The following is a 22,056-nucleotide window of genomic DNA, read 5'->3' on the forward strand; positions in this document are numbered from 1 at the left end:
GTATGGGAATCGGTGACGTTTACGAGGTGACGGTCGGGGACTGCGCGGACGTCCACTACGTCGACGTCGGGATGTACGGCGTAGCCGAGTACGGGCCCGTCTACATAATCGACGCCGAGCGACCGGCGCTGGTCGACACCGGAACCGGCGCGCGACACGACCTCGTCCTCTCGGCGATGGAGTCGGTCGGCATCGCGCCCGAAGACCTCGAGGTTATCGCGGCGACTCACGTCCATCTGGACCACGCCGGCGGGGCCGGCTACCTCGCCGAGGACTGCCCGAACGCGACGGTGTACGTCCACGAGTCCGGGGAGCGCCACCTCCTCGACCCCGAACGGCTCTGGGAGGGGACCAAATATGCCGTCGGCGACCAGATCGAGTACTACAGCGAGCCGATTCCCCTCCCCGAGGACCGCATCGAGACGCTGACCGACGGCGACGTGATCGACCTGGGCGACCACTCGCTGGAAACCCTGTACGCACCGGGGCACGCCCCGCATCAGGTCGTCTTTTACGACCCCACCATCGACGGCGTGTTCACCGCCGACGCCGCCGGCATCTACGTGCCTTCGACCGACGAGATGCACGTCACGACGCCGCCGGTCAACTTCACGCTCGACCAGGCGCTCGACGACGTGGCGATGTTACAGGACCTCGACCCGGACGTCCTCATGTTCGGCCACTTCGGTGCCGCCGAAACCGGCGACAAACTGGAGACGTACGCCGAAATACTCCCTGAATGGGTCGCCGAGGTCGACCGAAAACGCGCGGAACTCGACGACGACGAGGCGGTCGTCGACTACTTCCTCGAGCGGGCCGACACCGAAACCTGGGGCGAGCGCAAGGGCCGCGCCGAGATGCGCCTGAACGTCCGGGGCGTCCTCATCGCGCTGGACAACCGCGAGGAATAGAAGGGTTCTCAAGCCCGGCCGCCGGTGTCGTGATATGCGCCGAACTGGCTCCGTGTCGCTGCTCTGTGCGGTCGTCCTGTACGCTGGCTCGCGGTTCGTCCGCCGGTTCGGCTTCGACGAGCGTCTGTTCGGGGTGGCGCTCGAACCGCTCACGCTGCTCGGCCTGACGCTGGCGGCGCTCCTGCTTGCCGTCTATGGAAGCTACACCATCAGCCAGGCGTATCTCCTTGCCCACACGCAGAACAAACGCCGTCGACACGACGTGCGGAACGTCCTCCGGCTGACCTTCGGCGTCCTCGGGCTGGTCGCGGTGTTCGGCGTCGTCACCCGGGAGTGGGTGAGCGTCCTGTTCTCGCTCGGCGTGCTCGGGTTCGCGGTCACGTTCGCGCTCCAGCAGCCGCTGTTCTCGCTCATCGGCTGGCTGTACATCATGACCAAGCGACCATACCAGGTGGGCGACCGAATCGCAATCGAGGAGATGCGCGGCGACGTCGTCGCGGTCGATTTCTTCGTCACGGAGGTCTGGGAGATAGACGGCGACCTCGTCTCCTCGAACCAGCCGTCTGGCCGCATCGTGACCGTCCCCAACAGCACGGTGCTGTCCTCGCGTGTCGTCAACTTCTACGGCGAGGGCGTCCAGTACGTCTGGAACGAACTCTCGATACAGGTCGCCTACGAGACAGACCTGGAGTTCGCCTCCGAGGTGATGATAGCCGTGGCGACGGACCACCTCGGCGACGAAATGGCCCGGCAGGTCCGCGAGTACCGCGACCGACTCGCCGAGACGCCGGTCGAACTCGACGTGAACGAACGGCCGACGGTCAACCTCACGCAGGGGGAGTCGTGGGTGGAACTCCGCCTCCGGTATCTCGTCCATCCCCGGCGCGGCACCCGGATGCGGAACGCGCTGTACGCGGACATCCTCGAACGGTTCAACGAACACCCCGACCGCGTGAAGTTCCCGGTGAGCCGGAACCGGTGAGGACCGGTGTCGTGTCGACGGGAATCCCCTAGAGGACGCTCTGGGCCAGGCCGAGGAAGATAAAGAAGCCCAGCACGTCCGTCGCGGTCGTGATGAAGATGGTCGCTGACGTGGCGGGGTCCTTCCCGACCTTGTCAAGAACCATCGGGATTAGGGTCCCGAAAAAGCCAGCGATGACGAGGTTCAGCACCATCGATACGCCAAGCACCAGTCCCAGCAGCGGGCTCTGATTGAACACGGTGGCGATTACCGCGACGAGGACGCCGGTGATAGCGCCGTTGGCAGCGCCGGCGATGACCTCGTTGAGGATGGCTTGGCTCCCGGTCGACAGCGAAATCTGGCCGAAGGCGAGTCCGCGGACCGTGACGGCCATCGACTGTGTGCCGGCGTTGCCGCCCATCCCGGCGACGACCGGCATGTACACCGCCAGCAGGGTGAACGCCGCGATGGTGTCCTCGAAGAAGCCGACCATTCCGGCGGCGAGAAACGCCGTCCCGAGGTTGATGATGAGCCACTTGTAGCGGGAGCGGACCTTCGACAGCGGCCCGTCGAGGACGCTCTCCTCCTCGCGGACGCCCGTGAACTCGTACAGCGTCTCGCCGGCCTCCTCCTCGATGACCCGCAGGAGGTCCTCGGCGTAGATGACCCCGAGGATGCTGCCGTCGTCGTCCAGGACGGCGACGGAGCTCTCCGGGTTCGCGCGGAACACGTCGACCACGTCGGTGTCTGGGCTGTCGAACCGCACCGACGGTGTCGCGCGGACGTGGTCCCGGAGGTCGACTGTGTCCCCGTCTGTCATCGCCAGCGTCTGCCCGGGGAGTTCCCCGATCAGGTCGTCGCCGTCGGTGATGAAGATTTTCGGGAACCGGCCGGTCCGCTCCTCGTGTCGCTCGACGCGGCGCGCGACGTCGGCCAGGCTTCGGTCGACATCTACCGTGACGTAATCGAGGTGCATCAACCCGGCCGCGCTCTCGGGGCTGAACTCGAGCAGGAACTCGGCTCTTTGCCGTCGGTCGTCGTCGAGTCGCTGAAGCACGCGCTCGCGTGTTTCCTCGTCGGCCAGCCCCAGTACGTCCGCCACCTCGTCGGGGTCAAGCCGCCGGACGAACCGCTGTAGTTGCTCGCGGTCCATATCCGCGACCAGCGACGTCTGGACCGTCTCCGGGAGCTGGAAGAACACCTGCCGTTGCCCGCTCCGCGACAGTGTTCCGAACTCCGCCGCCGGCGTTGACGACGTTGCAACCGCCTGCGTGACCTCTGTTCCCGATTCCTCCATACCTGTCACGCCAGTGCCATCACCTAATTAGTTGGGTCACTTCTGCGGGCACTGTCTCAGTGCGCAACTGGGCGGACGAACAGCCGGAGAATTCCGGTTTTCGTGTCTTCTGTGTCTCGTTTGGGGTGTGTACGTCGCTGGCCATCGAGAGCGAGGTCGGCATCGACCCGACGACCGGGTGGAGTCGTCCGCCGACGGGTGACCGCGAGCGGCAGTGCGTGCGTTTATACACCGGGCACCCATTGAGAGCGACAGATGGAGGCCAACTGTGGCTGGTAGTTCGGGGCTACTGATTCCGCTTGTCGCCGGCATCATCGGACTGGGCGTTCTTGCACAGGTCCTCGCTGCACGGCTACGCGTGCCCAGTATCATCTTTTACCTGCTGGTGGGCGTCATCATCGGCCAGCCCGGACTGGGCATCATCGGTGACGGTACCTTCGGCGGGGCGCTGTCGGCCATCGTCGGGTTAGCGGTCGCAATCATCGTCTTCGAGGGGGCCTACCACCTCCGGTTCGACCGTCTGCGCGAGGCCCCGGCCGCGACGTTCAGGCTCGTCACCGTCGGTGCGGCTATCGCACTCGTGGGCACCGCCATCGCTGTCAAGCTCGCGTTCAACTCCGCGGCCGTCTCCTGGAACGTCGCGTTCCTCATCGGCGCGCTGCTGGTCGCAACAGGCCCGACGGTCATCACCCCGATTCTCAACGTCGTCCCGGTCCGGGACCGCGTCGCCGCCGCGCTGGAGACGGAGGGAATCGTCAACGACGTGACCGCGGCCATCATCGCCGTCGTCATCTTCGAGACGGTCAACCCGGCGGCGTCGAGCGAGGGGCTGTTGCGGGCGTTCGCGCTCCGGCTGGGAACGGGGCTGCTCGTCGGCCTCCTCGTCGCCGGCGTGGTGTACTACCTCCTCCAGTACGTCGACCTCTCGCCCGGTGACGCCCCGCGGAACTCCCGGCTGCTCGTGCTCGCCGGGGCCCTCATCGCCTACGCGGGCGCGAACACGATTGCGACCGAAGCCGGCGTCGCCGCCGCCGCGACGGCGGGGATGGCGCTGGGCAACGTCGACCACCCCTACGAGGAGGACATCGAGGAGTTCAAAGGCGACATCACGCTGCTGGTGCTGTCGTTCGTGTTCATCGCGCTGGCGGCCCAGCTGGAGCTCGCGTCGCTCATCGACGTCGGGCTGTCGGGCATCATCGTCGTCCTCGCCGTCGCGCTGGTCATCCGACCGCTGCTGGTGTTCGTCTCGACCGTCGGTGACAGGTTCACCACCAACGAGAAACTGTTCGTCAGCTTCGTCGGGCCACGCGGTATTATTCCGGCGTCCGTCGCCACGCTGTTTGCCGTCGAACTGAACGTCGCGGCCGAGGAGATCGGCGGGGCACAGGCTGAACTGCTGGGGACGCAGGCGGACATCCTGCTGGGCACCGTCTTTCTGGTCATCTTTGCGACCGCCCTCTTCGAGGGCGGACTTGCGCGGTCTATCGCGAAAAAACTGGATGTGATACCAATGCGAGTCATCATCGTCGGCGGCGGACAGGTGGGCCGAGCGCTCGCCGCACGCCTCGAAGACAGAGGCGAGAACGTCGTCATCATCGAGCAGGACGAAGAGATAGTCGAACGAGCCCGCAACGACGGCTACGCCGTCGAGATCGGCGACGGCACCGACACCGACATGTTGCGGTCGGCCGGGGCTGAAAACGCAAAGACCGTCGTCGCGGCGACCGGTGACGACGACGCGAACCTGCTGGTGTCACAGCTGGCGAGTTCGAAGTTCGGCGTCGAACGGGTCATCGCCCGCGCGAACAACCCTGACAACGTCGAGGCCTTCGAGGACCTCGGCGTCCGGACCATCTCCTCGGCGATGGCGACGGCCTGGGCCATCGACAACCAGATCGAGCGCCCGGCCATCGCCCACTGGATGACCGACATCGGTCGCAACGGTGACGTCCAGGAGGTCGAGGTCACCAACTCCGAGCTCATCGGGAAGTCGATCCGCGAGGTCGGGCCGATGCTGCCCGAAGCCTGTCTGGTCGCGCTCGTCAGCGGCGAACGCCACGAGAACGCGGAGGTGCCGACGGCCGACTACGTCCTCGAAGCGGGCGACATGGTGACGCTGCTTGGCCGTCGGGAGTCCGTCCGCGACGGGATGAAACTGGTCAGTGGCGATTAGTCATCGCCGATGAGCTGTTTGACGTCGGACTCGTCGACGCCTCTTGACCACAGCGACTCGCTGCGGTCGCCGTCAGTCTTGTACGTCCCCCGGGCGCTCGCGATGTGGCGGCCATCGGTGTCGTACACCTCCGCATCGACGACGGACACGCTCCCACCGCTCCGGACCACCTCCGCCTCGGTCCGTAGATCGGTGGTCGCCGGCGCGAGGTAATCGATCCGCATGTCCACCGTCGGCGAGACGGTGCCCGACTGCGAGACGACGGCCGCCCCGCCGACGGTGTCGACGAGCGAGTACGTGACGCCGCCGTGTGCGATCATCGATTCGGGGTTCGAGGAGTGGGCGTCCTCCAAGGGGAGTTCGCCCGCCGCATACCCCTCCTCGACGGCGGTTATCTCCATCCCTAACTGCTTGACAAACGGGATGTCGTTGAACATCGATTGGAGACTCATGGCTATCCCCAGGGAAGCGAGTCCCATAAGCCCCCGACAACGGCCGGAAACGGGCTCGGTGTGGTCGCCCTTCGCTCTGGCCCTGACGATGGCTCGATGGCGGGCCTACATATCACTCCAGCAAAACACCAGCTGGTCGGCGGCGTCTTCGACCGCGTCCGGAACCGCGTCCAGGGACTGTACGAGTTCACGAACCACGAGTGCATCCGCTGTCGACTGCTGCTCGAACGCGCGGGCGACGATTTCGTTTCGGTACTGGTCACACTGTGACTCCAGTTCCGTGATGCGTTCGACGGCGCCGGCGACCGGCGGCGCCGAGTCGTCGGTCACGAGGGCCCGGACGTAGGTTTCGATGGCCCGGGTGAGAAGCTCGCTCGCCTGACACACCAGCGCGGCCATGTCCTGCAGCCGCCGGGCCGTCGCCTCGGCGAGCGCCGGCGACATCGCATCGAAGTCCCGGACGAACGCCTCCGCGGCGTCCGGGACCGCGTCCACCATGGTGAACAACTCGGTGAGTTCTGCGCCACGCAGATACAGCGCGGAAAACTCCGGTCGGGCACGTCCGACTGCCCCACACAGCCGCCGCCGGTGCTCGTCACACACCGATTCCTGCTGCCCGAGTTCGGCCGTTGTGTCGGTAAACGCCCGAGCGTCGTCATACACTGCAAGCGCCTGTGGCAGCAACACGAGGCAGTCCTCGACCGCGGTAAGATACGCTGTTGCCTTCTCTGCCACATCGGTCGTGTACTCCGCTGGTCCGGGTGCCATCAGTGTACCCAAGCGAAAACCCGCTGGAAAACACTGCTATGTGACCTATATACCGCTTCGGTAGAGTCACTTGACCGTTCTCACTGACACCTCTCTATAGTAGCCATTGAAAATCAATGCACACCCGACCGCACGACTGCAGTGCGGTCAGTGTGTAAATCGTTTCAATTGTTACTATAGGGCCACCCCCGAGTGGCGCCTTTCTGTCCCCCGATGACCTAATATGATTCTAGGCAGATATGTGGGTACTACTATATGTCTACCGTCGCTACCGGGTAGCATGCAACCACAGCGGGCTACGTACGTCAAGAAAGCCTGCGCCTACATCACCAGGAACGGGTCTGAACTGCTGGTGTTCGACGGGCCGGGCCACGACGGGCTACAGATACCGAAAGGGACCGTCGAACCGGGCGAGCGACCGCAGGTAGCCGTACAGCGAGAGGCCGTCGAGGAGAGCGGTCTCGCCTCCTTCGAGCGCCTGCAACACATCGCCACCGACGTCTGGACGCGCCGCCAGTCGCCCCCGAAGCGGTACGTCCGGTCGTTCTACCACCTCCCCGTCCACGAGTCCCGTGACCACTGGGTCCACACCGTCACTGGGACGGGCGAGGAACGCGGCGCTGAGTTCGAGTTCTCGTGGGTCGACCTCCCGACCGACGCCACCTTTGCACTCGACCTCGACGACTACCTCCACTCGCTTTCGAGTCCCGCCGAGGCGATGGCGGCCGGCGACGTGGCTGCCGACTAGGCCTAGCTCTTTATTCTCTGATAAACCTGGTCTGCGGGAGCGACACCGCTTGCAAGGAACGTCTTGCCGACGTCGGAGATAGTGGAGACCAGTGCTGTTTTGCTCTGTCGTAGTCGGCGTGGTTCTGACACAGCCCTACTCGAACTCGCCACCGTGGCGGTTGTCGTCGTGAGAGACACCATGACGAGCAGCGGTTCGACGCGCTCTGTGGCGATACAGGTGCGAGAGAACGCCCACGAAAAATAAAAGCCGGCAATACTTATATGTACATGGATTAACACTTAGGTGGTGGTTGATAATGGATACCGAGACAGGTTCACAGAGCGAAGATGCCGAGGAGGTTGAGTTCTACGTCCCGGCAACGTTCCAGTTTTCAACAGAACCGGGAGCGATCGAGCGGGTACTCGTTGGGCTGTTCCACGACCGGAGCGACCTGGAGGCGAGGGTTGTCACGGAAGAACCCACGAAGGAGTTCTACACCCCTGCCATGTATCAGTTCTCTACTGACCAAGGTCGTATCGAACGGTTCCTCAAAACGGTGTTCAGGGAACGCGGTGAGCAGGAGTTCAGGACCGTCCCCGACCAGTTTAAGGACCTCTTCTATCTGCCTGCAACCAGTTCGGACCGATTCCGGAAGCGCAACGACCGGAAACGCCCCCCGCTGGCCCCCGCATCAGAGGTGCTACAGGAGAAGCGACCGGATTGACAACGAGAAGGCCAAAAGCACGGACTATCCAGCGGTCGCGAGGTGCACGCCCCGAACGCAAAACTGCAAGCCGCTCGTGCGGAGTGTTGAACGGTCAGGGGAGTCGGAACTCGATAGCCGCGCCCTGTCCGAAGCCGACACACTCGGTCGCCAGGCCCAGCTCCGCGTCGCGGCGGTTCATCTCGTGGATGAGCGTCACCGGGAGGCGCGCGCCGGAGGCCCCGAGCGGATGGCCGATGGCGATTGCGCCCCCGTTGACGTTGTAGATGTCGTCGTCGAAGCCGAGTTCGCGCTGGCAGTACAGACACTGGGAGGCGAAGGCCTCGTTGAGTTCCACGAGGTCGTAGTCCTCGGTCTCGCGGTCAGTGCGCTCGGTGAGTTTGCGGACGGCGGGGACCGGGCCGATACCCATCACGGTCGGGTCGACGCCGGCGACCTCGTGAGAACCGATTTCTGCCAGCACGTCGAGCCCGCGGTCCGCCGCGAACTCGCGTGACGTGACCATCAGCCCTGCCGCGCCGTCGGAAACCTGCGAGGCGTTGCCGGGCGTGACCGTGCCGTCCGACTTGAACACCGTCGGTAGCTCGGACAGCTTCTCGAGCGTGGTATCGGGGCGGATACCCTCGTCTTCCTCGAACCGCCCGTCCTCGGTATCGATGGGGACGATCTCGTCGTCGAAGCGACCTGATTCTGTCGCGTCGGCGGCGCGCTGGTGGCTCCGGAGCGCGTACTCGTCTTGCTCCTGCCGGGCGACCGCCTTCTCGTCGGCGACCTTCTCTGCGGTCATTCCCATCTGGAGTTCGCCGATGTTGTAGTGCTCGGCCAGCCCCGGGTGGACGTTGTGGGTGTTCTCGCCCATGTTCACGCGGGACATCGACTCGACGCCGCCGGCGATGAGCACGTCGCGCTGCCCGGCCGCGATAGCGTCGGCAGCCCGCATCAGCGCTTCGGCGGAGGATGCACACCAGCGGTTGATAGTCGACGCGGGAACGCTCTCGCCGAGGTCCGACAGCAAGGCGATGACGCGAGCCATGTTGTTGCCCTGTTCCCCGCGCTGCTGGGCACACCCCCACAGCAGGTCGTCGACGTGCTCGGATTCGATGCCGGTCGACGCGAGTAACTGGTTGACCAGCGGCACCGAGAGGTCTTCGCTTCGGACGCCGGCGAGCGCGCCGTCCTCCTTCCCCTGGGGCGTTCTGACAGCATCCACGATAACAGGTGTGGGCATGAACAACGGAACGTCTCGACCTGTGTTAAATCCTGACAAACTCTCCACAGCGGGGGAACCGTTGTCGGCCGACCGGCCGCTTCCCGCTGTGTTCGAGCAGCGGGGTCACTCCGGTTCGAACCCCGGCGGCAGGCCGGCGTGTCTGAGCCCTTCCTTCTCATCGATGCGGAACTGGTAGATTGCGATATCGCCGTCCTCGATAGCGTCCGCGAACAGCTCCGGCCGCCACGCCGCTTCAAGCACCTCCGCGAGATCGTCCCACTCGGACTCGGGGACGGCCTCGATACCGCCCTGTAGCAGGACACTCTCCCAGTGGAACATCGATTCGACTTTGTACACGAGCACAGTCGCGTCCGCCGCCGCCTCGGTCAACTGTTGTTTGCGACTCGCCGACCCACCGATGAAGGTGAAATACAGGAGTCGGTCGCCATCGTACCCGAACGACAGGGGAATCATGTACGGTCCGTTCTCGGTTGGCAGGCCCAGCACACCGACCCGCTGGTTCGACAGAAACGCCGCGATGTCGCTGTCGTCCATGCGCGCGAGTCCGGCCGCTTCGAGCGTGTCTATTGTCATCTGTGTATAACTTCTGTCGAAACCTGTTTAATTAATTCGGTTATTCTCCCGTACGGAGAATCGGCCGCCTGAAGGGTCTCAGAGGGCGCTACCCGTCTTCTGTTGCACCGGGCGCGTGGCGCTTGACCCGCTCGATGGCGGCGACGGCTTTGTTGCGCTCGGTGTACCCCTCGCCGGAGTCGGCGATGATTTCGCCGTTGCGGTGGCGGAGTCGCCAGCGCCACTCGTTGCCCTTGTCCTCGTACACTTCGAACGCCGCGCTCCCGATCTCCAGCAGGTGGGCGTCGGCGGCGTGGGACTGGAGTCGCTCGACGGCGTCCATGGCCTTCGACCGGTTCGTGTACCCTTCGCCGCTGTCGGCGACGAGTTCCCCGTTGGCCGCTCGGAGGCGCCAGCGCCACTCGTTGCCCTTGTCCTCGTACACTTCGATGCCGTCGTCGACCTCGGATTCGGGCGCGAGTTCGCTGACTCGACGGGCCGCCCGTCGGGCGTTGGACCGGGAGCTGTACCCCTCGCCGCTGTCGGCCAGAATGTTGCCGTTGCGGTGGAGCAAGCGCCAGCGGAACTCCCCGGCGGCGTCTGTGTACACCTCGTACGCTACGGGGTCGACCTCGAGGTAGGCCGCGCCGGGGACGTGTGCGCGGACGCTTTTCAGCGCCCGGCGGACGTTCGACTTCGAGGCGTACCCCTCGCCGGAGTCGGCGAGGATGTTGCCGTTGTCGTGGCGCAGGCGCCAGCGGAACTCCCCGGCCGAGTCCTCGAACAGTTCGAACGCGGCGTCGCTCTCGGGGGCCGGCACGACCGGTACGTCCTCGGCGGCGTCGTCCTCGGTCGCGTCCTCGAAGAAGACGACGGCCCCGCCGGCGGCGTTGGACTGGACGCTTCGCAGCCCCTGCATCGCCTTCTGGCGCGAGGAATAGCCCTGTGCGCTGTCGGCGATGATGTTCGAATTCCGGTGGCGGAGCCGCCAGCGGAACTTGCCCCCGGAGTCCTCGTACAGTTCGAACGTCGCCTTGCTGTCCATCGCAGCCGCGATGGTGGCGTGGGCCGCGGCGAGTTCAGCTTCGGTGGCCGCGGTGACCGTTTCCATCTCCCCGCGGGCGGTCTCGCTGCTCGCCAGCTCCTCGGCCAGCGTGTCCCGTTCGCGGGTCGCCTGTTCGGCCGCCTGGGTCTGTTGGTGTGCTTCTTCTGAGGCCCGGTCGGCATCCCGCGACGCCTGGTCTGCGTCCCGTGCGGATTGTTCGGCCAGTACAGTGGCCTCCTGTGCCGTCCGAACGGCTTCCTCGTACGCTTCCTTCCGGCCGGTCAGCAGCGGGGAGACGACCGCCCCGACGGCCATCAGTCCAAGGCCGACGATGTACAGCGTCACCGCCGGGTTCCCCTCGGGGCCGGCCCAGCTCGACGGGTAGAAGGTGGTGAACCACACAATCGCGGCCAGTCCGACCACGGCACCGAGGTAGGTGAGTATCAGGCCACGTCGTGTCAGCGGTAGTCTGATTGTCGGGCCCGCAAACAGCAGTATGAGCCCGATGGCTCCCAGCAGATAGCCGAACTGTCGCGGCGTGCTGCGGGAGGCTGTCAAATAAAACAACAGGAGCCCGACAATACCAAGAACGATACCGAAGACGAACAGCCAGTAGCCGTAGGCCTCGTCGTCGGTCGTCGGCTCGCCGATACGGTTCCGATATACCGATATTAAAGCGTTATCAGTTGCCACGATGGTGATACACAGAGGGGGTACATTACCCTGGTGTCGGTCACCGGGGCTTCGAGTGACTTATACCGGTCGCGTGGTAACATCAGTGGGAATGAGCAATCCGGAACTGGATGTCGTTGAGTTTCTGCTGACGGCCACTATTTACAGCGAGCGGCGGGACCTCGAGCCGGACGACCTGCCGGCCTCGTACCGGTCCGTCTTCTGGAGCGACGGCAAGATCGAACGGCCCCTGTCGATCACCAACACGACCGCGAGCGAGGCCACCGGCGTCGAGCGGCCCTGGGCGGCCATCTCCGGGCTGATGTTCACCGACCGCGACGACTTCTCGGGGAGCATCTCCCTGACCGACCGCAGTCTTGCCGAGGAGTGGTTCCTCGAACGGGTCGACGCCGCGGATCTCGAAGACAACCCGGTCCTGGCGAAAGCCTACGAGGACCAGGTCGAGGGCGCCGACTACGAGCGCGCTCGCGAGCAGAACCGACCGTCCCGCGCCGACCGCGCGTTCATCGACGCCAAACTCGAAGAGGCCTTCGACACCGACGACGAGGACGACGAGGAGATGCTCGACCTGGTCGACGTGCGCGCCCCAGAAGAGGTCGAGATGACGCTGGCCGACCTGGTGTTGACGACCGACCAGGAAGACGAGATACAGAAGATCGTCAAGGCCATCGAGCACCGCGACTACCTCGCCCGCATCGGCCTCCGTGAGATCGGGAAACTCCTCTTCGTCGGGCCGCCGGGGACCGGCAAGACCAGCGTCGCCCGCGCGCTCGCTCACGACCTCGACCTGCCCTTTGTCGAGGTGAAGCTGTCGATGATTACCAGCCAGTACCTCGGCGAGACGGCCAAGAACGTCGAGAAGGTGTTCGAGGTCGCAAAGCGGCTCTCGCCGTGTATCCTCTTTATGGACGAGTTCGACTTCGTCGCAAAGACCCGCTCCTCCGACGAACACGCCGCTATCAAGCGTGCCGTCAACACCCTGCTCAAGAGCATCGACGAGATATCGCTCATCCAGGACGAGGTGTTGCTCATCGGCGCGACGAACCACCCCGACCAGCTCGACGCCGCCGCCTGGCGGCGCTTCGACGAGATCGTCAACTTCCCCAAGCCGGACCACGGGATGCGCGCGGACATCCTCCGCATCGTCACCCAGCAGATGGAGATCGACGACTTCGACCCCGAGACGCTGGCGGAGCTGACCGAGGGGCTGACCGGGAGCGACCTCCGACTCGTGCTCCGTGAGGCTGTCCTCAACGCCCTGACCGAGGAGCGGACCACGCTCACACAGCAGGACCTCGAAGACGCCATCGTCGACTTCGAGGAGCGGGACAACCTCAAGAACATGGACATGATGGACGGCGACGCCGACGCCCTGGTCGCCGGGAGCGGCGGGTTCTCCGGCGACGGGGACGGCGGGCACGACCACGACCACTGACGCCGGGTTCGAACGCCGGTGGGGCCGTCGGTAGCGGCGATTTACTTATCAGTACGGGAATCATCCCGTAGCCATGGCCGACGACGACGTGTTCACCGAGACAGACGACCCCGCCGAGGCGTGGGTCGACGTGCGCATGACTGACCCCGAGGAAGGCGAGTGGGACGTAGACGTCGTAATCGCCGAGAAGCAGGTCGAGTACGTCGACCTGCGTATCCGGCCGGCATTGCTCGAAGGCTTTCTCGATTGCCTGTTCGACGACCTCTCCGACGAGCGCGCGCAGTCCCTGCTGGCGGAGACGCTGGACCGACAGGGCGTCGACCCCAGCGAACTCGCCGGCGAGCAGTAACGAAAGCGAGGGGCTTACGCGGGTCGCCCTCTGACCCGTAGGTGATGGAGGTCACGCTGCTTGGGACCGGCGACACGACGGGGACGCCGACCGTCCAGTGCGACTGTGACACCTGCGAACGGGCGCGCGACCCCGACGAGGAACTACGGGCCCGCGCTCGCGAGCGCGGCATCGACCCGACCGGGGGCGTCGAACGGTCGCGCTTTTCGGTGGCGCTGCGCAACGACGCGACGGACGAGTCGCTCCTGATCGACCTGAGCCCGGACTTCCGCCACCAGTTTCTCCGCGAATCGGTCCCGCTGCCGGACGCGGCTATCGTCACGCACGTCCACTTCGACCACCTCGACGGCCTCGGCAACGCCTACCGCCTGTTCGACGAACTGCCGGTCCACGCCGCCGACGAGACGGACCCGGTGACCGGCGAGAGCGTCGCCGAGGGCGTCCGGAGCCGTTATGACTATCTCGATACGGTGTCGGTCCACGCTCAGACCCCCTTCGAGCCGTTCACCGTCGCCGGCTTCGAGGTGACGCTCGTCCCGGTCACGCACCCGCCGCTTCTGTGTTACGGCCTGCGAATCGAGGAACCACAGACCGGCGCGGTGCTGTCCATCTCCGGGGACACCTGCTATGACGTGCCCGACCGCTCGAAAGTCGTGCTGACCGGCGCCGACCTGGCGCTCGTCGAGGGCATCGTCCACCCGGAGGCCTGCGAGTACCACCCGAAAGGCGGCACGCACCACGACGAGAACGGCGTTCCGCGGACCTTCGGCACGAAACACATGACCTTGCCCGGCGCACGGGACTTCGCCGCCGACATCGAGGCCGAGGACTACCGCATCGTCCACACCGCACATTACGTCCCCGCGGACAGGGCCTTCGCCGACGACATCGGGCTCGACGGCGAGCGGTTCACGCTCTGACGTCGCGTTCGGCGCCGTGAAACGGCCGGTATCTTATAGGTCGTCGCGGGTGAGGCCGCTGTATGGACAGGCGCGGCATCGCGGAGGTCGGTGGGCTGTCGCTGGCCGGCGGCGGCCTCGCAACCGCCATCCAGCAGGTCATCGCAGGCAGTGTCGACTGGGTTCCGGTGGTGGGACTGGTGGCCTGTGTCGGCATCGCGGCCGCGGCGAACTACCGGGCCAGAACGAAACACGCGGCTCAGGTCGCGGCTGCGGCTCCTGCGGTGACCGAAGACAACTACGAACGGCACGGCCCCCGGGCCGCCGGCGACGGCGGCGTCCCGCCTGCCGACGCGCCTCCGACGGACGGCGACGCTGCCGACGCCGCTTCTTCGACGGACGGCGACGCTGCCGACGACGCGCTCTCGGCTGACGGCGACCGGTAGCGCGGACGACTTTTTCGACTATCCGAACCGGTCCAGTCCCGACTGGCGGTGCCTGCGACCGTCGGGGTCCGCCCGCCAGGGCGTCCGCTCGGCTCGAAGCGACTCGCCGTCGACGGCCGGCGGGTCGGCCGCCTCGTGGCCCCCGCAGCCCGGGCCGCACTCGTCGCTCTCGCGGACGGCGCGGTCCTTCCACCCACAGTACGGAACCCCATCACCGTCGGGCGAACAGCGCTCACACGCCGGGTAGTCGAAGCTCCGCCACCCCTTGCCGTAGGCCCGTTCGGCCAGTCGCCGGCGCCCGCGGGCCTTCTCGGCGGCGCTGACGATGCGCACGTCCGTCCGGAGCGTCCTCTCCTCCAGCAGTTCGACGCCGGCGTCGTCGGTCGACAGCGGCGTCGCCGCCCGGCGGACGGTTATCCTCCCGCTGTCGGGGTCGAACCGCCAGACGCCGACCTCCTCGGGAATCCGGTTGAGGTGGGCCCCGGTGACGTAGGAGGCCGTCGCCAGCACGACGCGGTCCGCGAGCGCTAGCGACACGTCGGTCCGGAGCTGTGCTTCGAGGTCGCCGGGTCGACCCAGGTCCGGCTTGTTCTCGATGGCGACGATGCCGTCGAACCAGTCGGGGTACCGCGTCGTCTGACGGACGTACGTCCGGCCGCCGCGGCGCTCGCGCTCGAAGAACCCCCGCTCGACGGCCAGTTCGACGGCCCGCTCGGCGCGGTCGGGGTGGCAGTCGAACGCGTCCTTCCAGTAGCGGGCGCGGCCCGGACCGACGTCGCTCTCGATGGCCGCGGTCGGCAGCCGCTCGCTGGTGATTGCCGCCCGCTCGTCGAACTCGGGACCCGGCTCGACGACGACGGTGTCGAGGACGCGCCGGCCGTGGACGGCCCCGCCGAGCTGACGGCTCACGAGGCGGCCCTCGCGTTCCAGGTGGGCACACAGCGCCAGTTCGAAGTCGAACTCCCGCACGACCGGAGGCAGGGCCGGGACGGGCAAAAGCCCCGCGTCCATCACTCGTCGCTCGCGCTCGGTAACGGGGGTGGCGCACCTCCAGCGGGTGCGACATCGAACGATCCGGTGAGTTTGCCGCCGCCAGCGGGGACCGGACCGGCGATTGAACCGGGTTTGCCGGGGGTGCTCCGGGCGCAAACAGTAGGTTTATCAGTTGCACGCGGCGAAACTCCACCAAGATTACTCCCGAAATGACATCGAACAAACAACCGGAGGTGAACATCGGACTCGTCGGGCACGTCGACCACGGAAAGACGACGCTCGTACAGGCGCTGTCCGGCGAATGGACCGACCAGCACTCCGAGGAGATGAAACGCGGTATCTCTATCCGACTCGGCTACGCCGACGCGACCTTCCGTCGCTGCCCGGAGGCCGAGGAGCCGGAGGCGTTTACCGTCGACGAGCACTGCGACGACCACGACGTCGACACCGACCACCTCCGGACGGTGTCGTTCGTGGACGCCCCCGGCCACGAGACGCTGATGGCCACCATGCTGTCCGGCGCGGCCATCATGGACGGGGCCGTTCTCGTCATCTCGGCGACCGAGCCCGTCCCGCAGGCCCAGACCGAGGAGCACCTCTCGGCGCTCGACATCATCGGCATCGACAACATCGTCATCGCCCAGAACAAGGTCGACCTCGTCGACGAGGACCGGGCGATACAGAACTACGAGCAGATCCAGGAGTTCGTCGAGGGGACCGTCGCGGAAGGGGCACCGATTGTCCCCATCAGCGCGGGCCAGGAAGCCAACATCGACCTCCTCATCGAGGCGATCCAGTCCGAGATTCCGACGCCGGAACGGAACCCGGACGAGGACGCCCGCATGATGGTCGCGCGGTCGTTCGACATCAACCGGCCCGGCACGACCTGGGAGGACCTGATGGGCGGCGTGCTCGGCGGCTCGCTCGTGGGCGGCCAGCTGGAGGTCGACGACGAGATCGAGCTCCGCCCCGGCCGCGAGGTCGAGGAGGGCGGCCAGACGGAGTGGCAGCCCGTGACGACGACGGTCCGTTCGCTCCAGTCCGGCGGCGACTTCGTTGACACGGTCACGCCGGGGGGGCTTCTCGGCGTCGGGACCGGTCTCGACCCCGCAATCACGAAAGGCGACGCGCTCGCCGGTCAGGTCGCCGGCCCGCCCGGCAGCCTCCCGCCGGTCCACGAGACGTTCACGATGGACGTGGACCTGCTTGAACGCATCGTCGGCGACGACGGCGGCGAGGTCGACGAGATATCGACCGGCGAACCGCTCATGCTGACTATCGGCACCGCCACCACGGTCGGCTCGGTCACGAGCGCGCGCGACGACGAGTGTGAAGTCGCACTCAAGCGCCCGGTCTGTGCGGCGTCGGGCTCGAAGATCGCCATCAACCGCCGTGTCGGCGCCCGGTGGCGGCTCATCGGCGTCGGCACGCTGCGGTGATGATCGTGCTGGATACGAACGCGCTGATGATGCCGGTCGAATGCAACGTCCGGCTGTTCGAGGAACTCGACAGGGTTCTGCCGGACGCCACGGAGTACGTCGCGCCCGCTGCGGTCCGCGACGAACTGGCGAAACTGGCCGACGGCGCCGGCGCGGAAGCGACTGCCGCCTCGGTCGGACAGGACCTGCTCGACCGGTGTGCGGTCCGGGAGACGACGGCCGAGTACGCGGACGACGCCGTCCTCGAACTGGCACAGGCAGACGATGCGACACACGCGGTCACGAACGACACCCCCCTCAAACAACGCCTGCTGGACGCGGGCGTTCCAGTAATTAGTTTAAGGGGCCGGAACAAACTGGGTATCACTCAACCATAACACATGTATAAACGGGTACGCCTACGCGATACGGTCGAAGTCCCGCCACGCTTTCTGGCGGAGGTCAGTCCGGGGCTGGTCAAACGGCTCCTGCAAGAGAAGCTCGAAGGTCGAATGGACGAGGACGTCGGCAGCGTCGTCTCCGTCATCGAGGTCCACGACATCGGTACCGGTGCCGTGTTGCCGAACAAGCCCGGCGTCTACTACGAGGCCGAGTTCGACGCCCTCACGTTCGACCCGCAGATGCAGGAAGTGGTCGACGGGGAGGTCGTCGAAGTCGTCAACTTCGGGGCCTTCATCGGCATCGGGCCGGTCGACGGGCTGTTGCACGTCTCCCAGATCTCCGACGAGTATCTGGCCTACGACGAGGAGAACCAGCAACTCGCCTCCCGGGAGTCCAACCGGACGCTCACCGTCGGCGACGCCGTCCGGGCCCGCATCGTCACCAAGAGCATCGACGAGCGCAACCCCCGCGACTCCAAGATCGGCCTCACGGCGAAACAGGTCGGCCTGGGCAAGCACGGCTGGCTCCAGGAGGAGCGCGAGCGCCGCGAGGGCACGGCGGAAGCCGGTGATAGCTGATGGCGGACCGACTCGTCTGTCGCGACTGTCACCGCGTCCAGGGCGCGGAGATCGAGAGCCAGTGTGAGGCCTGTGGCGGCACCGCACTGACCGAGGACTGGGCCGGCTACGTCGTCATCGCGCACCCGGAGCGCTCGGACATCGCCAAAGAGATGGAAGTGACCGAGCCGGGCAAGTACGCGCTGAAAGTCCGCTAACGTGTCCGACGTCGTTCTCGAACTCCCGAGTGGCCTGCGAGGCGAACTGAAGGAGCCGCTCGGACGCATCTACACCGATACAACGGCGCTACTGTCCGATGCGGGGGACCCGATCATCGCCGTCGGCGACATGGTCACGTACCATCTCATCGAGGCGGGGCGGACGCCCGACGTCGCGCTGGTCGACGAGCGGACCAAGCGCTCGGCCGTCGACAGGGACGTGTCGGCGGCTATCGGCGGCTTCGACCGGAAGCGCTCCGTGGTGAACCCGGCCGCGACGCTCACCGCTGCACTGCTGGACGCGCTCCGTGACGGTATCGACAGCACCGAAACCACACTCCTCGACGTCGACGGCGAGGAGGACCTCGCCGCGCTCCCCGCGGTGCTGGCCGCACCGGCCGGTGCCAGCGTCGTGTACGGGCAGCCCGACGAGGGGATGGTGCTGGTCGACTGCGACGACGCGGCCCGCGAACGTGCCCGAGACCTGCTGGAGCGGATGGACGGTGACGCCGAGCGGGCGTTCGAGATGCTGTCGGAGTAAGTGTTGTCCCGTCGCGCGAGAATTTTCGTGTGAAGTGCTCGACAGCGACGCTCGTGGCAGCCACAGTCACCGTTTACCGCCCGTTTTGCACAGCGACTGTCTCCGACTGGTGGCTGCAGGACTCTCCGCCGGTGTCCGGTCAGGCGTGTTCGTCTTCCGGCAGTTCGTTCTCCATGTACCCGAGGTCAGCGAGGTGTGACCGCATTTCGTCGGAGAACTCGCCGCGAGCCGACCCGTCGATGGAGTCGCCTTCGGACTCCAACCACTCCCTGAGTTCGGTCGCTAATCTGTCACGCGTCTCCGGATGCGCAGCGGACACGTCGGTCGCCTCATCCGGCAACTGATACAGCTCCTGGTTGTGGTCATCTAACAGAAGCTTGTACTCCCCGTCGTGGATTACACTGCGTTCCGTCGTCGACAGACGGGGGATACTCGCATCGGGGTTGTGTGACCTGAGCGTCTCCACAGCGGACGTCTGGTGGTCCTGTGCAATCGCGTAGTCTCTGTTCTCGTGGCGGAGGTCGACCCCCTGGATGCCGTCGGTGTCTGCACCGGCTACTCCGAGAAGTGTCGCCATTATATCGCTGTGCTGTACCACTCCCTCGGTCTCGACATCGAGTCCGTGTGTGACCAGCGGGACGTTGATGAGGGTCTCGTCGAGTATCCACTTGTGCCCCAACAATCCGTGTTCTCCGAAGAACTCGCCGTGGTCGGACGTGACGACGATGATAGTCTCTCCGAAGGGGCCGTTCTGAATGTACTCGAAAAGGTTGCCGAGCCAATCGTCGACGTATCTGAGTGCTGCATCGTACATCGCAACCAGTCCGTCCCACTCGTCGTCGGTGAGATCGCAGCCGTTGGCGACGATCTCGACCAGTTTCTCGTGAACACGAAACGCTATCTCCGACGCTTCGCCTACCGACAGGTTTGTTTCGTCGATGAACTCGTCCCGATACGGAAGCGGCGGGGGATACGGCCTGTGGGTCTGGTCGTTGTGAATATACAGAAAGAACGGTTCCTGGTTCTCATACGAGGACAACCACTCTGATGCGACCGAATCGATGAGATACGTTCGTGAGTGCTTGGTCAGGTCAGGCGTAAACCCCGCCGAGTGTTTCCGCAGTCCAACCAGGTACTCGAGCAGCGTCTTCCAGCCCACGTCCTGCAGTACTGTCCGTGGAAGTTCTGACAACGACGACGGCATGAGACACGTGGCTCTATCGAATCCTCTGTCGAGTCCCAGCGCACTGCTTACGAACAGGTTGTCAGAGATAAGTCCAGTCTGGTACGACTGGGCCTGAAACCGCTCCGCTACCGTGGTGAGCGACGACGGAATCGCGTGGTTCCCGTAGCCGATCTGGTGACGGGACGGGTACGTTCCTGTGAGCATCGAACTACTCGACACCCGTGTGTAGCGGCCGTGACTGATGCACTGGTCGAAGTATCTCCCCTGCGCTCCAGCAGCAATCCGTTGCAGTGCTGGAGTGGTGTCCCGTTCGTATCCACCCATCGTCGTGTGATCTGCGCGTACGCTATCTAGTGTGACCCAGACGACATTGGGTGGGCTCGACGAGTGCATGATCGCTGGTACTACCGACCCTTTGGAAAACGACCAGTATTGTTATAGACGTGGTTAACACTCGACTGTAGGATAATTGGACGATACTGACTATTTTATATTCATTAATAGGTACTACTCTCCCCCCATGATGTATCGAGTATCGGGGCGTGAATCACCGATATTCGAAAAATTCACCACCTTACTACTTCCGTGCTTACATTAACAGGCCGTGTCAACAGAACACACGACTACACTTTCCGGGAGTAGGCGCAGGTCCGGTCAGTGCCGAGGCTGGGTACTGGTACCGATTCCAGGTCCGGGTTTCCCGAGTGGAATCGACTCCGGCCGTCGGGTGGCGATGGGGTCAAAACTGGCGAAGGGGCCAGTCAGCCGACTCACTCCGGTCGTGGTACGCTGAGGTTCTGCATTTCCGTCTCACAGCGGTCACAGCTCACTGTAGAGAGCTCGCTACAGAGGCGCTTGCCACACTCTGGACATTCGAAGAGCTGTTCGTCGTCGTCGCATGGGGCTGGGTCTGACCACGTTGGCATACTTGTTACTGACTGGCATTCCACATGAGATAAACCTTGCTCATACTACGATAAATTGCAACGTTTGTCCAAAGAAAATGACCGTTTGTTCACTCCAGAACGTGAACCCGTCTGATCAGCGAGCGGTGGACGCGTCGTTCGAAGTAATCCGTGACGGTCCAGCCCGCGTCGGTCGCGGTCCCGCGCCAGTCGCGGTCGGCGACGAGGACACACTGCCCTGCGACGCGGTCAGCTTCGCCGAGCGCACCGGCGACCAGTGGAGCCAGCTCGCCCTCGATACGGGACTGGCGGCCGTAGGGGGCATCGAAGACGACGGCGTCGACGGCGCCGTCGGCCACCGGTAGTGCGGAGGCATCGGCGCGGACCAGTCCCCAGCCGCCCGGTTCCGGGTACGACCCTCGGTCGGGATGTCCATCGCCGTCGAGTGCGTAGGCCAGGTTCTCGCGCGTTCCCGAGACCATCTTCGCCTGCGCGTCGCCGCCGACCACGTCGGCCCCGACCAGTCCAGCTTCCAGCAGGAGACCGCCGGTCCCGCACATCGGGTCCAGTATCGTGGTGTCCGGGCCGGCCCCGGCGATGTTGACCAGCGCGCGGGCTTCGAGCGGGTCCATACTTCCCGGCTGGAAGAACGGGCGGTCCGTCGGCTGGCGCCCGCCGAAGTCCCGCACGCTCTCGGCGGCGAGCCAGCCAAGGGCACAGCAGGCGTCGCCGGTCCCACCCTCCTCGTCGCCGGCGGGGTCCGAGAGATAGGCATACAGGACGTGGTCCGGGTCGTCGAGGTCGACGGCGAAGCCGCGGTCAGTGAGCACCCCGCCCAGCGTCCGTTCGGCTTGCTGCGTGTCGATGCCGGTGCTCGCCCGCACGTCGACCGCACGCACGGCGACGCTCCCCTCGCGGTCGATGGTCGCGGCCGACAGCAGGGCGGCGGCGCTTTCGATGTCGGGGTCGGTGGTCCCGACCAGGGCACAGGCCCGGTGGGTGAACGCGAGGTGACGAACGCGGTCGCTGATGCCCCGTGCCGTCGCCAGTCCGGGGGCGAGCACGTCGACGGCGCTCGCGGCGCTTGCTGCCTCCCGCCGCGCGAACGCGTCGTCCTGCCCGCCGAGTTCGAGGACGTACACGCCCGAGCGGTGTGGGCGAGCGGCTATG

At 65.5% G+C, this 22,056-nt stretch carries 24 protein-coding genes; 14 read left to right on the forward strand and 10 right to left on the reverse strand.

Annotated features, from left to right (window positions below; all coding sequences use genetic code 11):
* Positions 1 to 2: 2 nt before the first annotated feature.
* Both KZ498_RS04340 and KZ498_RS04345 read left to right on the forward strand, forming a co-directional pair.
* On the forward strand, positions 3 to 911 hold the full coding sequence (locus tag KZ498_RS04340) for an MBL fold metallo-hydrolase (protein ID WP_312617104.1): 909 nt from the start codon (positions 3 to 5) through the stop codon (positions 909 to 911).
* A gap of 34 nt (positions 912 to 945) precedes the next feature.
* The gene (locus tag KZ498_RS04345) at positions 946 to 1,893 is read left to right on the forward strand and encodes a mechanosensitive ion channel domain-containing protein (RefSeq protein ID WP_312617106.1); all 948 of its coding nucleotides are present in this window, start codon (positions 946 to 948) and stop codon (positions 1,891 to 1,893) included.
* Between the two features lie 28 nt (positions 1,894 to 1,921).
* On the opposite strand, the gene KZ498_RS04350 is transcribed toward KZ498_RS04345, so the two are convergent.
* The gene (locus KZ498_RS04350) at positions 1,922 to 3,169 is read right to left on the reverse strand and encodes a magnesium transporter (protein ID WP_312617108.1); all 1,248 of its coding nucleotides are present in this window, start codon (positions 3,167 to 3,169) and stop codon (positions 1,922 to 1,924) included.
* Between the two features lie 268 nt (positions 3,170 to 3,437).
* On the opposite strand from KZ498_RS04350, the gene KZ498_RS04355 reads away from it, so the two are divergent.
* Complete coding sequence (locus tag KZ498_RS04355) at positions 3,438 to 5,342, forward strand: cation:proton antiporter (protein ID WP_312617110.1); 1,905 nt, start codon at positions 3,438 to 3,440, stop codon at positions 5,340 to 5,342.
* Here the strand turns inward: KZ498_RS04355 and KZ498_RS04360 are convergent.
* Together KZ498_RS04360 and KZ498_RS04365 are read right to left on the reverse strand one after the other, a co-directional pair.
* Positions 5,339 to 5,794: a PaaI family thioesterase gene (locus KZ498_RS04360; protein WP_312617112.1), complete on the reverse strand. Its 456-nt coding sequence runs from the start codon at positions 5,792 to 5,794 to the stop codon at positions 5,339 to 5,341. The genes KZ498_RS04355 and KZ498_RS04360 overlap by 4 nt on opposite strands.
* Positions 5,795 to 5,899: 105 nt before the next feature.
* Entirely contained in the window at positions 5,900 to 6,562 is a 663-nt protein-coding gene (locus KZ498_RS04365) for a DUF47 family protein (RefSeq protein ID WP_312617114.1), read from the reverse strand.
* Positions 6,563 to 6,842: 280 nt separating this feature from the next.
* On the opposite strand from KZ498_RS04365, the gene KZ498_RS04370 reads away from it, so the two are divergent.
* Together KZ498_RS04370 and KZ498_RS04375 are read left to right on the forward strand one after the other, a co-directional pair.
* Entirely contained in the window at positions 6,843 to 7,310 is a 468-nt protein-coding gene (locus KZ498_RS04370; RefSeq protein ID WP_312617116.1) for an NUDIX domain-containing protein, read from the forward strand.
* A 298-nt stretch (positions 7,311 to 7,608) separates the two neighbouring features.
* Positions 7,609 to 8,016, forward strand: coding sequence for a hypothetical protein (locus KZ498_RS04375; protein ID WP_312617118.1), 408 nt, complete (start codon positions 7,609 to 7,611; stop codon positions 8,014 to 8,016).
* Positions 8,017 to 8,110: 94 nt separating this feature from the next.
* Here KZ498_RS04375 and KZ498_RS04380 read toward each other — a convergent pair whose 3' ends face one another.
* The 3 genes from KZ498_RS04380 to KZ498_RS04390 form a co-directional block, all read right to left on the reverse strand.
* Positions 8,111 to 9,244, reverse strand: a complete 1,134-nt coding sequence (locus KZ498_RS04380) for a thiolase family protein (RefSeq protein ID WP_312617119.1) — start codon at positions 9,242 to 9,244, stop codon at positions 8,111 to 8,113.
* 105 nt (positions 9,245 to 9,349) lie between these two features.
* Positions 9,350 to 9,820 carry a pyridoxamine 5'-phosphate oxidase family protein gene (locus tag KZ498_RS04385; RefSeq protein ID WP_312617121.1) on the reverse strand — a complete coding sequence of 157 codons (471 nt, stop codon included), beginning with the start codon at positions 9,818 to 9,820 and terminating at the stop codon, positions 9,350 to 9,352.
* 88 nt (positions 9,821 to 9,908) lie between these two features.
* On the reverse strand, positions 9,909 to 11,537 hold the full coding sequence (locus KZ498_RS04390) for a DUF1508 domain-containing protein (protein ID WP_312617122.1): 1,629 nt from the start codon (positions 11,535 to 11,537) through the stop codon (positions 9,909 to 9,911).
* Between the two features lie 91 nt (positions 11,538 to 11,628).
* Here KZ498_RS04390 and KZ498_RS04395 point away from each other — a divergent pair, with 91 nt between their 5' ends.
* From KZ498_RS04395 to KZ498_RS04410, 4 genes are all read left to right on the forward strand, one after another.
* Entirely contained in the window at positions 11,629 to 12,972 is a 1,344-nt protein-coding gene (locus KZ498_RS04395) for an ATP-binding protein (protein ID WP_312617123.1), read from the forward strand.
* Between the two features lie 73 nt (positions 12,973 to 13,045).
* The gene (locus KZ498_RS04400; protein WP_312617124.1) at positions 13,046 to 13,321 is read left to right on the forward strand and encodes a hypothetical protein; all 276 of its coding nucleotides are present in this window, start codon (positions 13,046 to 13,048) and stop codon (positions 13,319 to 13,321) included.
* Positions 13,322 to 13,365: 44 nt separating this feature from the next.
* Complete coding sequence (locus KZ498_RS04405) at positions 13,366 to 14,241, forward strand: MBL fold metallo-hydrolase (RefSeq protein WP_312617125.1); 876 nt, start codon at positions 13,366 to 13,368, stop codon at positions 14,239 to 14,241.
* 62 nt (positions 14,242 to 14,303) lie between these two features.
* Entirely contained in the window at positions 14,304 to 14,666 is a 363-nt protein-coding gene (locus KZ498_RS04410; RefSeq protein ID WP_312617127.1) for a hypothetical protein, read from the forward strand.
* 18 nt (positions 14,667 to 14,684) lie between these two features.
* Here the strand turns inward: KZ498_RS04410 and KZ498_RS04415 are convergent, their stop codons facing one another.
* A complete protein-coding gene (locus KZ498_RS04415) occupies positions 14,685 to 15,635 on the reverse strand; it encodes a DUF5787 family protein (RefSeq protein ID WP_312617358.1) in 951 nt (316 codons plus the stop codon).
* 233 nt (positions 15,636 to 15,868) lie between these two features.
* On the opposite strand from KZ498_RS04415, the gene KZ498_RS04420 reads away from it, so the two are divergent.
* The 5 genes from KZ498_RS04420 to KZ498_RS04440 are packed head-to-tail and all read left to right on the forward strand — an operon-like array spanning position 15,869 to position 18,795.
* Entirely contained in the window at positions 15,869 to 17,098 is a 1,230-nt protein-coding gene (locus KZ498_RS04420; RefSeq protein ID WP_312617129.1) for a translation initiation factor IF-2 subunit gamma, read from the forward strand.
* Complete coding sequence (locus KZ498_RS04425; RefSeq protein ID WP_312617130.1) at positions 17,098 to 17,475, forward strand: twitching motility protein PilT; 378 nt, start codon at positions 17,098 to 17,100, stop codon at positions 17,473 to 17,475. The genes KZ498_RS04420 and KZ498_RS04425 overlap by 1 nt, the downstream gene beginning before the upstream one ends.
* Positions 17,476 to 17,478: 3 nt before the next feature.
* Complete coding sequence (locus KZ498_RS04430; protein ID WP_004516007.1) at positions 17,479 to 18,057, forward strand: DNA-directed RNA polymerase; 579 nt, start codon at positions 17,479 to 17,481, stop codon at positions 18,055 to 18,057.
* Positions 18,057 to 18,254: a transcription elongation factor subunit Spt4 gene (gene spt4, locus KZ498_RS04435; RefSeq protein WP_004590167.1), complete on the forward strand. Its 198-nt coding sequence runs from the start codon at positions 18,057 to 18,059 to the stop codon at positions 18,252 to 18,254. The genes KZ498_RS04430 and spt4 overlap by 1 nt, the downstream gene beginning before the upstream one ends.
* Before the next feature lies 1 nt (position 18,255).
* Entirely contained in the window at positions 18,256 to 18,795 is a 540-nt protein-coding gene (locus KZ498_RS04440; protein WP_312617140.1) for a GTP-dependent dephospho-CoA kinase family protein, read from the forward strand.
* Between the two features lie 139 nt (positions 18,796 to 18,934).
* Here the strand turns inward: KZ498_RS04440 and KZ498_RS04445 are convergent, their stop codons facing one another.
* From KZ498_RS04445 to KZ498_RS04455, 3 genes are all read right to left on the reverse strand, one after another.
* The gene (locus tag KZ498_RS04445; protein ID WP_312617142.1) at positions 18,935 to 20,374 is read right to left on the reverse strand and encodes a sulfatase; all 1,440 of its coding nucleotides are present in this window, start codon (positions 20,372 to 20,374) and stop codon (positions 18,935 to 18,937) included.
* Between the two features lie 377 nt (positions 20,375 to 20,751).
* On the reverse strand, positions 20,752 to 20,907 hold the full coding sequence (locus tag KZ498_RS04450; RefSeq protein WP_004516011.1) for a rubrerythrin-like domain-containing protein: 156 nt from the start codon (positions 20,905 to 20,907) through the stop codon (positions 20,752 to 20,754).
* 89 nt (positions 20,908 to 20,996) lie between these two features.
* Positions 20,997 to 22,028, reverse strand: coding sequence for a TIGR01177 family methyltransferase (locus KZ498_RS04455; RefSeq protein WP_312617146.1), 1,032 nt, complete (start codon positions 22,026 to 22,028; stop codon positions 20,997 to 20,999).
* Positions 22,029 to 22,056: the final 28 nt, after the last annotated feature.

The sequence above is a fragment of the Haloarcula sp. 1CSR25-25 genome, assembly GCF_032027985.1.
GTDB lineage: Archaea > Halobacteriota > Halobacteria > Halobacteriales > Haloarculaceae > Haloarcula.

Coding starts and splice junctions, on each gene's coding strand:
- spt4 (WP_004590167.1), top strand. CDS start 18,057: ATGGCGGACCGACTCGTCTGTCGCGACTGTCACCGCGTCCAGGGCGCG.
- KZ498_RS04360 (WP_312617112.1), bottom strand. CDS start 5,794: ATGAGTCTCCAATCGATGTTCAACGACATCCCGTTTGTCAAGCAGTTA.
- KZ498_RS04385 (WP_312617121.1), bottom strand. CDS start 9,820: ATGACAATAGACACGCTCGAAGCGGCCGGACTCGCGCGCATGGACGAC.
- KZ498_RS04410 (WP_312617127.1), top strand. CDS start 14,304: ATGGACAGGCGCGGCATCGCGGAGGTCGGTGGGCTGTCGCTGGCCGGC.
- KZ498_RS04420 (WP_312617129.1), top strand. CDS start 15,869: ATGACATCGAACAAACAACCGGAGGTGAACATCGGACTCGTCGGGCAC.
- KZ498_RS04445 (WP_312617142.1), bottom strand. CDS start 20,374: ATGCACTCGTCGAGCCCACCCAATGTCGTCTGGGTCACACTAGATAGC.
- KZ498_RS04400 (WP_312617124.1), top strand. CDS start 13,046: ATGGCCGACGACGACGTGTTCACCGAGACAGACGACCCCGCCGAGGCG.
- KZ498_RS04425 (WP_312617130.1), top strand. CDS start 17,098: ATGATCGTGCTGGATACGAACGCGCTGATGATGCCGGTCGAATGCAAC.
- KZ498_RS04345 (WP_312617106.1), top strand. CDS start 946: ATGCGCCGAACTGGCTCCGTGTCGCTGCTCTGTGCGGTCGTCCTGTAC.
- KZ498_RS04380 (WP_312617119.1), bottom strand. CDS start 9,244: ATGCCCACACCTGTTATCGTGGATGCTGTCAGAACGCCCCAGGGGAAG.
- KZ498_RS04340 (WP_312617104.1), top strand. CDS start 3: ATGGGAATCGGTGACGTTTACGAGGTGACGGTCGGGGACTGCGCGGAC.
- KZ498_RS04430 (WP_004516007.1), top strand. CDS start 17,479: ATGTATAAACGGGTACGCCTACGCGATACGGTCGAAGTCCCGCCACGC.
- KZ498_RS04395 (WP_312617123.1), top strand. CDS start 11,629: ATGAGCAATCCGGAACTGGATGTCGTTGAGTTTCTGCTGACGGCCACT.
- KZ498_RS04450 (WP_004516011.1), bottom strand. CDS start 20,907: ATGCCAACGTGGTCAGACCCAGCCCCATGCGACGACGACGAACAGCTC.
- KZ498_RS04375 (WP_312617118.1), top strand. CDS start 7,609: ATGGATACCGAGACAGGTTCACAGAGCGAAGATGCCGAGGAGGTTGAG.
- KZ498_RS04405 (WP_312617125.1), top strand. CDS start 13,366: ATGGAGGTCACGCTGCTTGGGACCGGCGACACGACGGGGACGCCGACC.
- KZ498_RS04365 (WP_312617114.1), bottom strand. CDS start 6,562: ATGGCACCCGGACCAGCGGAGTACACGACCGATGTGGCAGAGAAGGCA.
- KZ498_RS04370 (WP_312617116.1), top strand. CDS start 6,843: ATGCAACCACAGCGGGCTACGTACGTCAAGAAAGCCTGCGCCTACATC.
- KZ498_RS04350 (WP_312617108.1), bottom strand. CDS start 3,169: ATGGAGGAATCGGGAACAGAGGTCACGCAGGCGGTTGCAACGTCGTCA.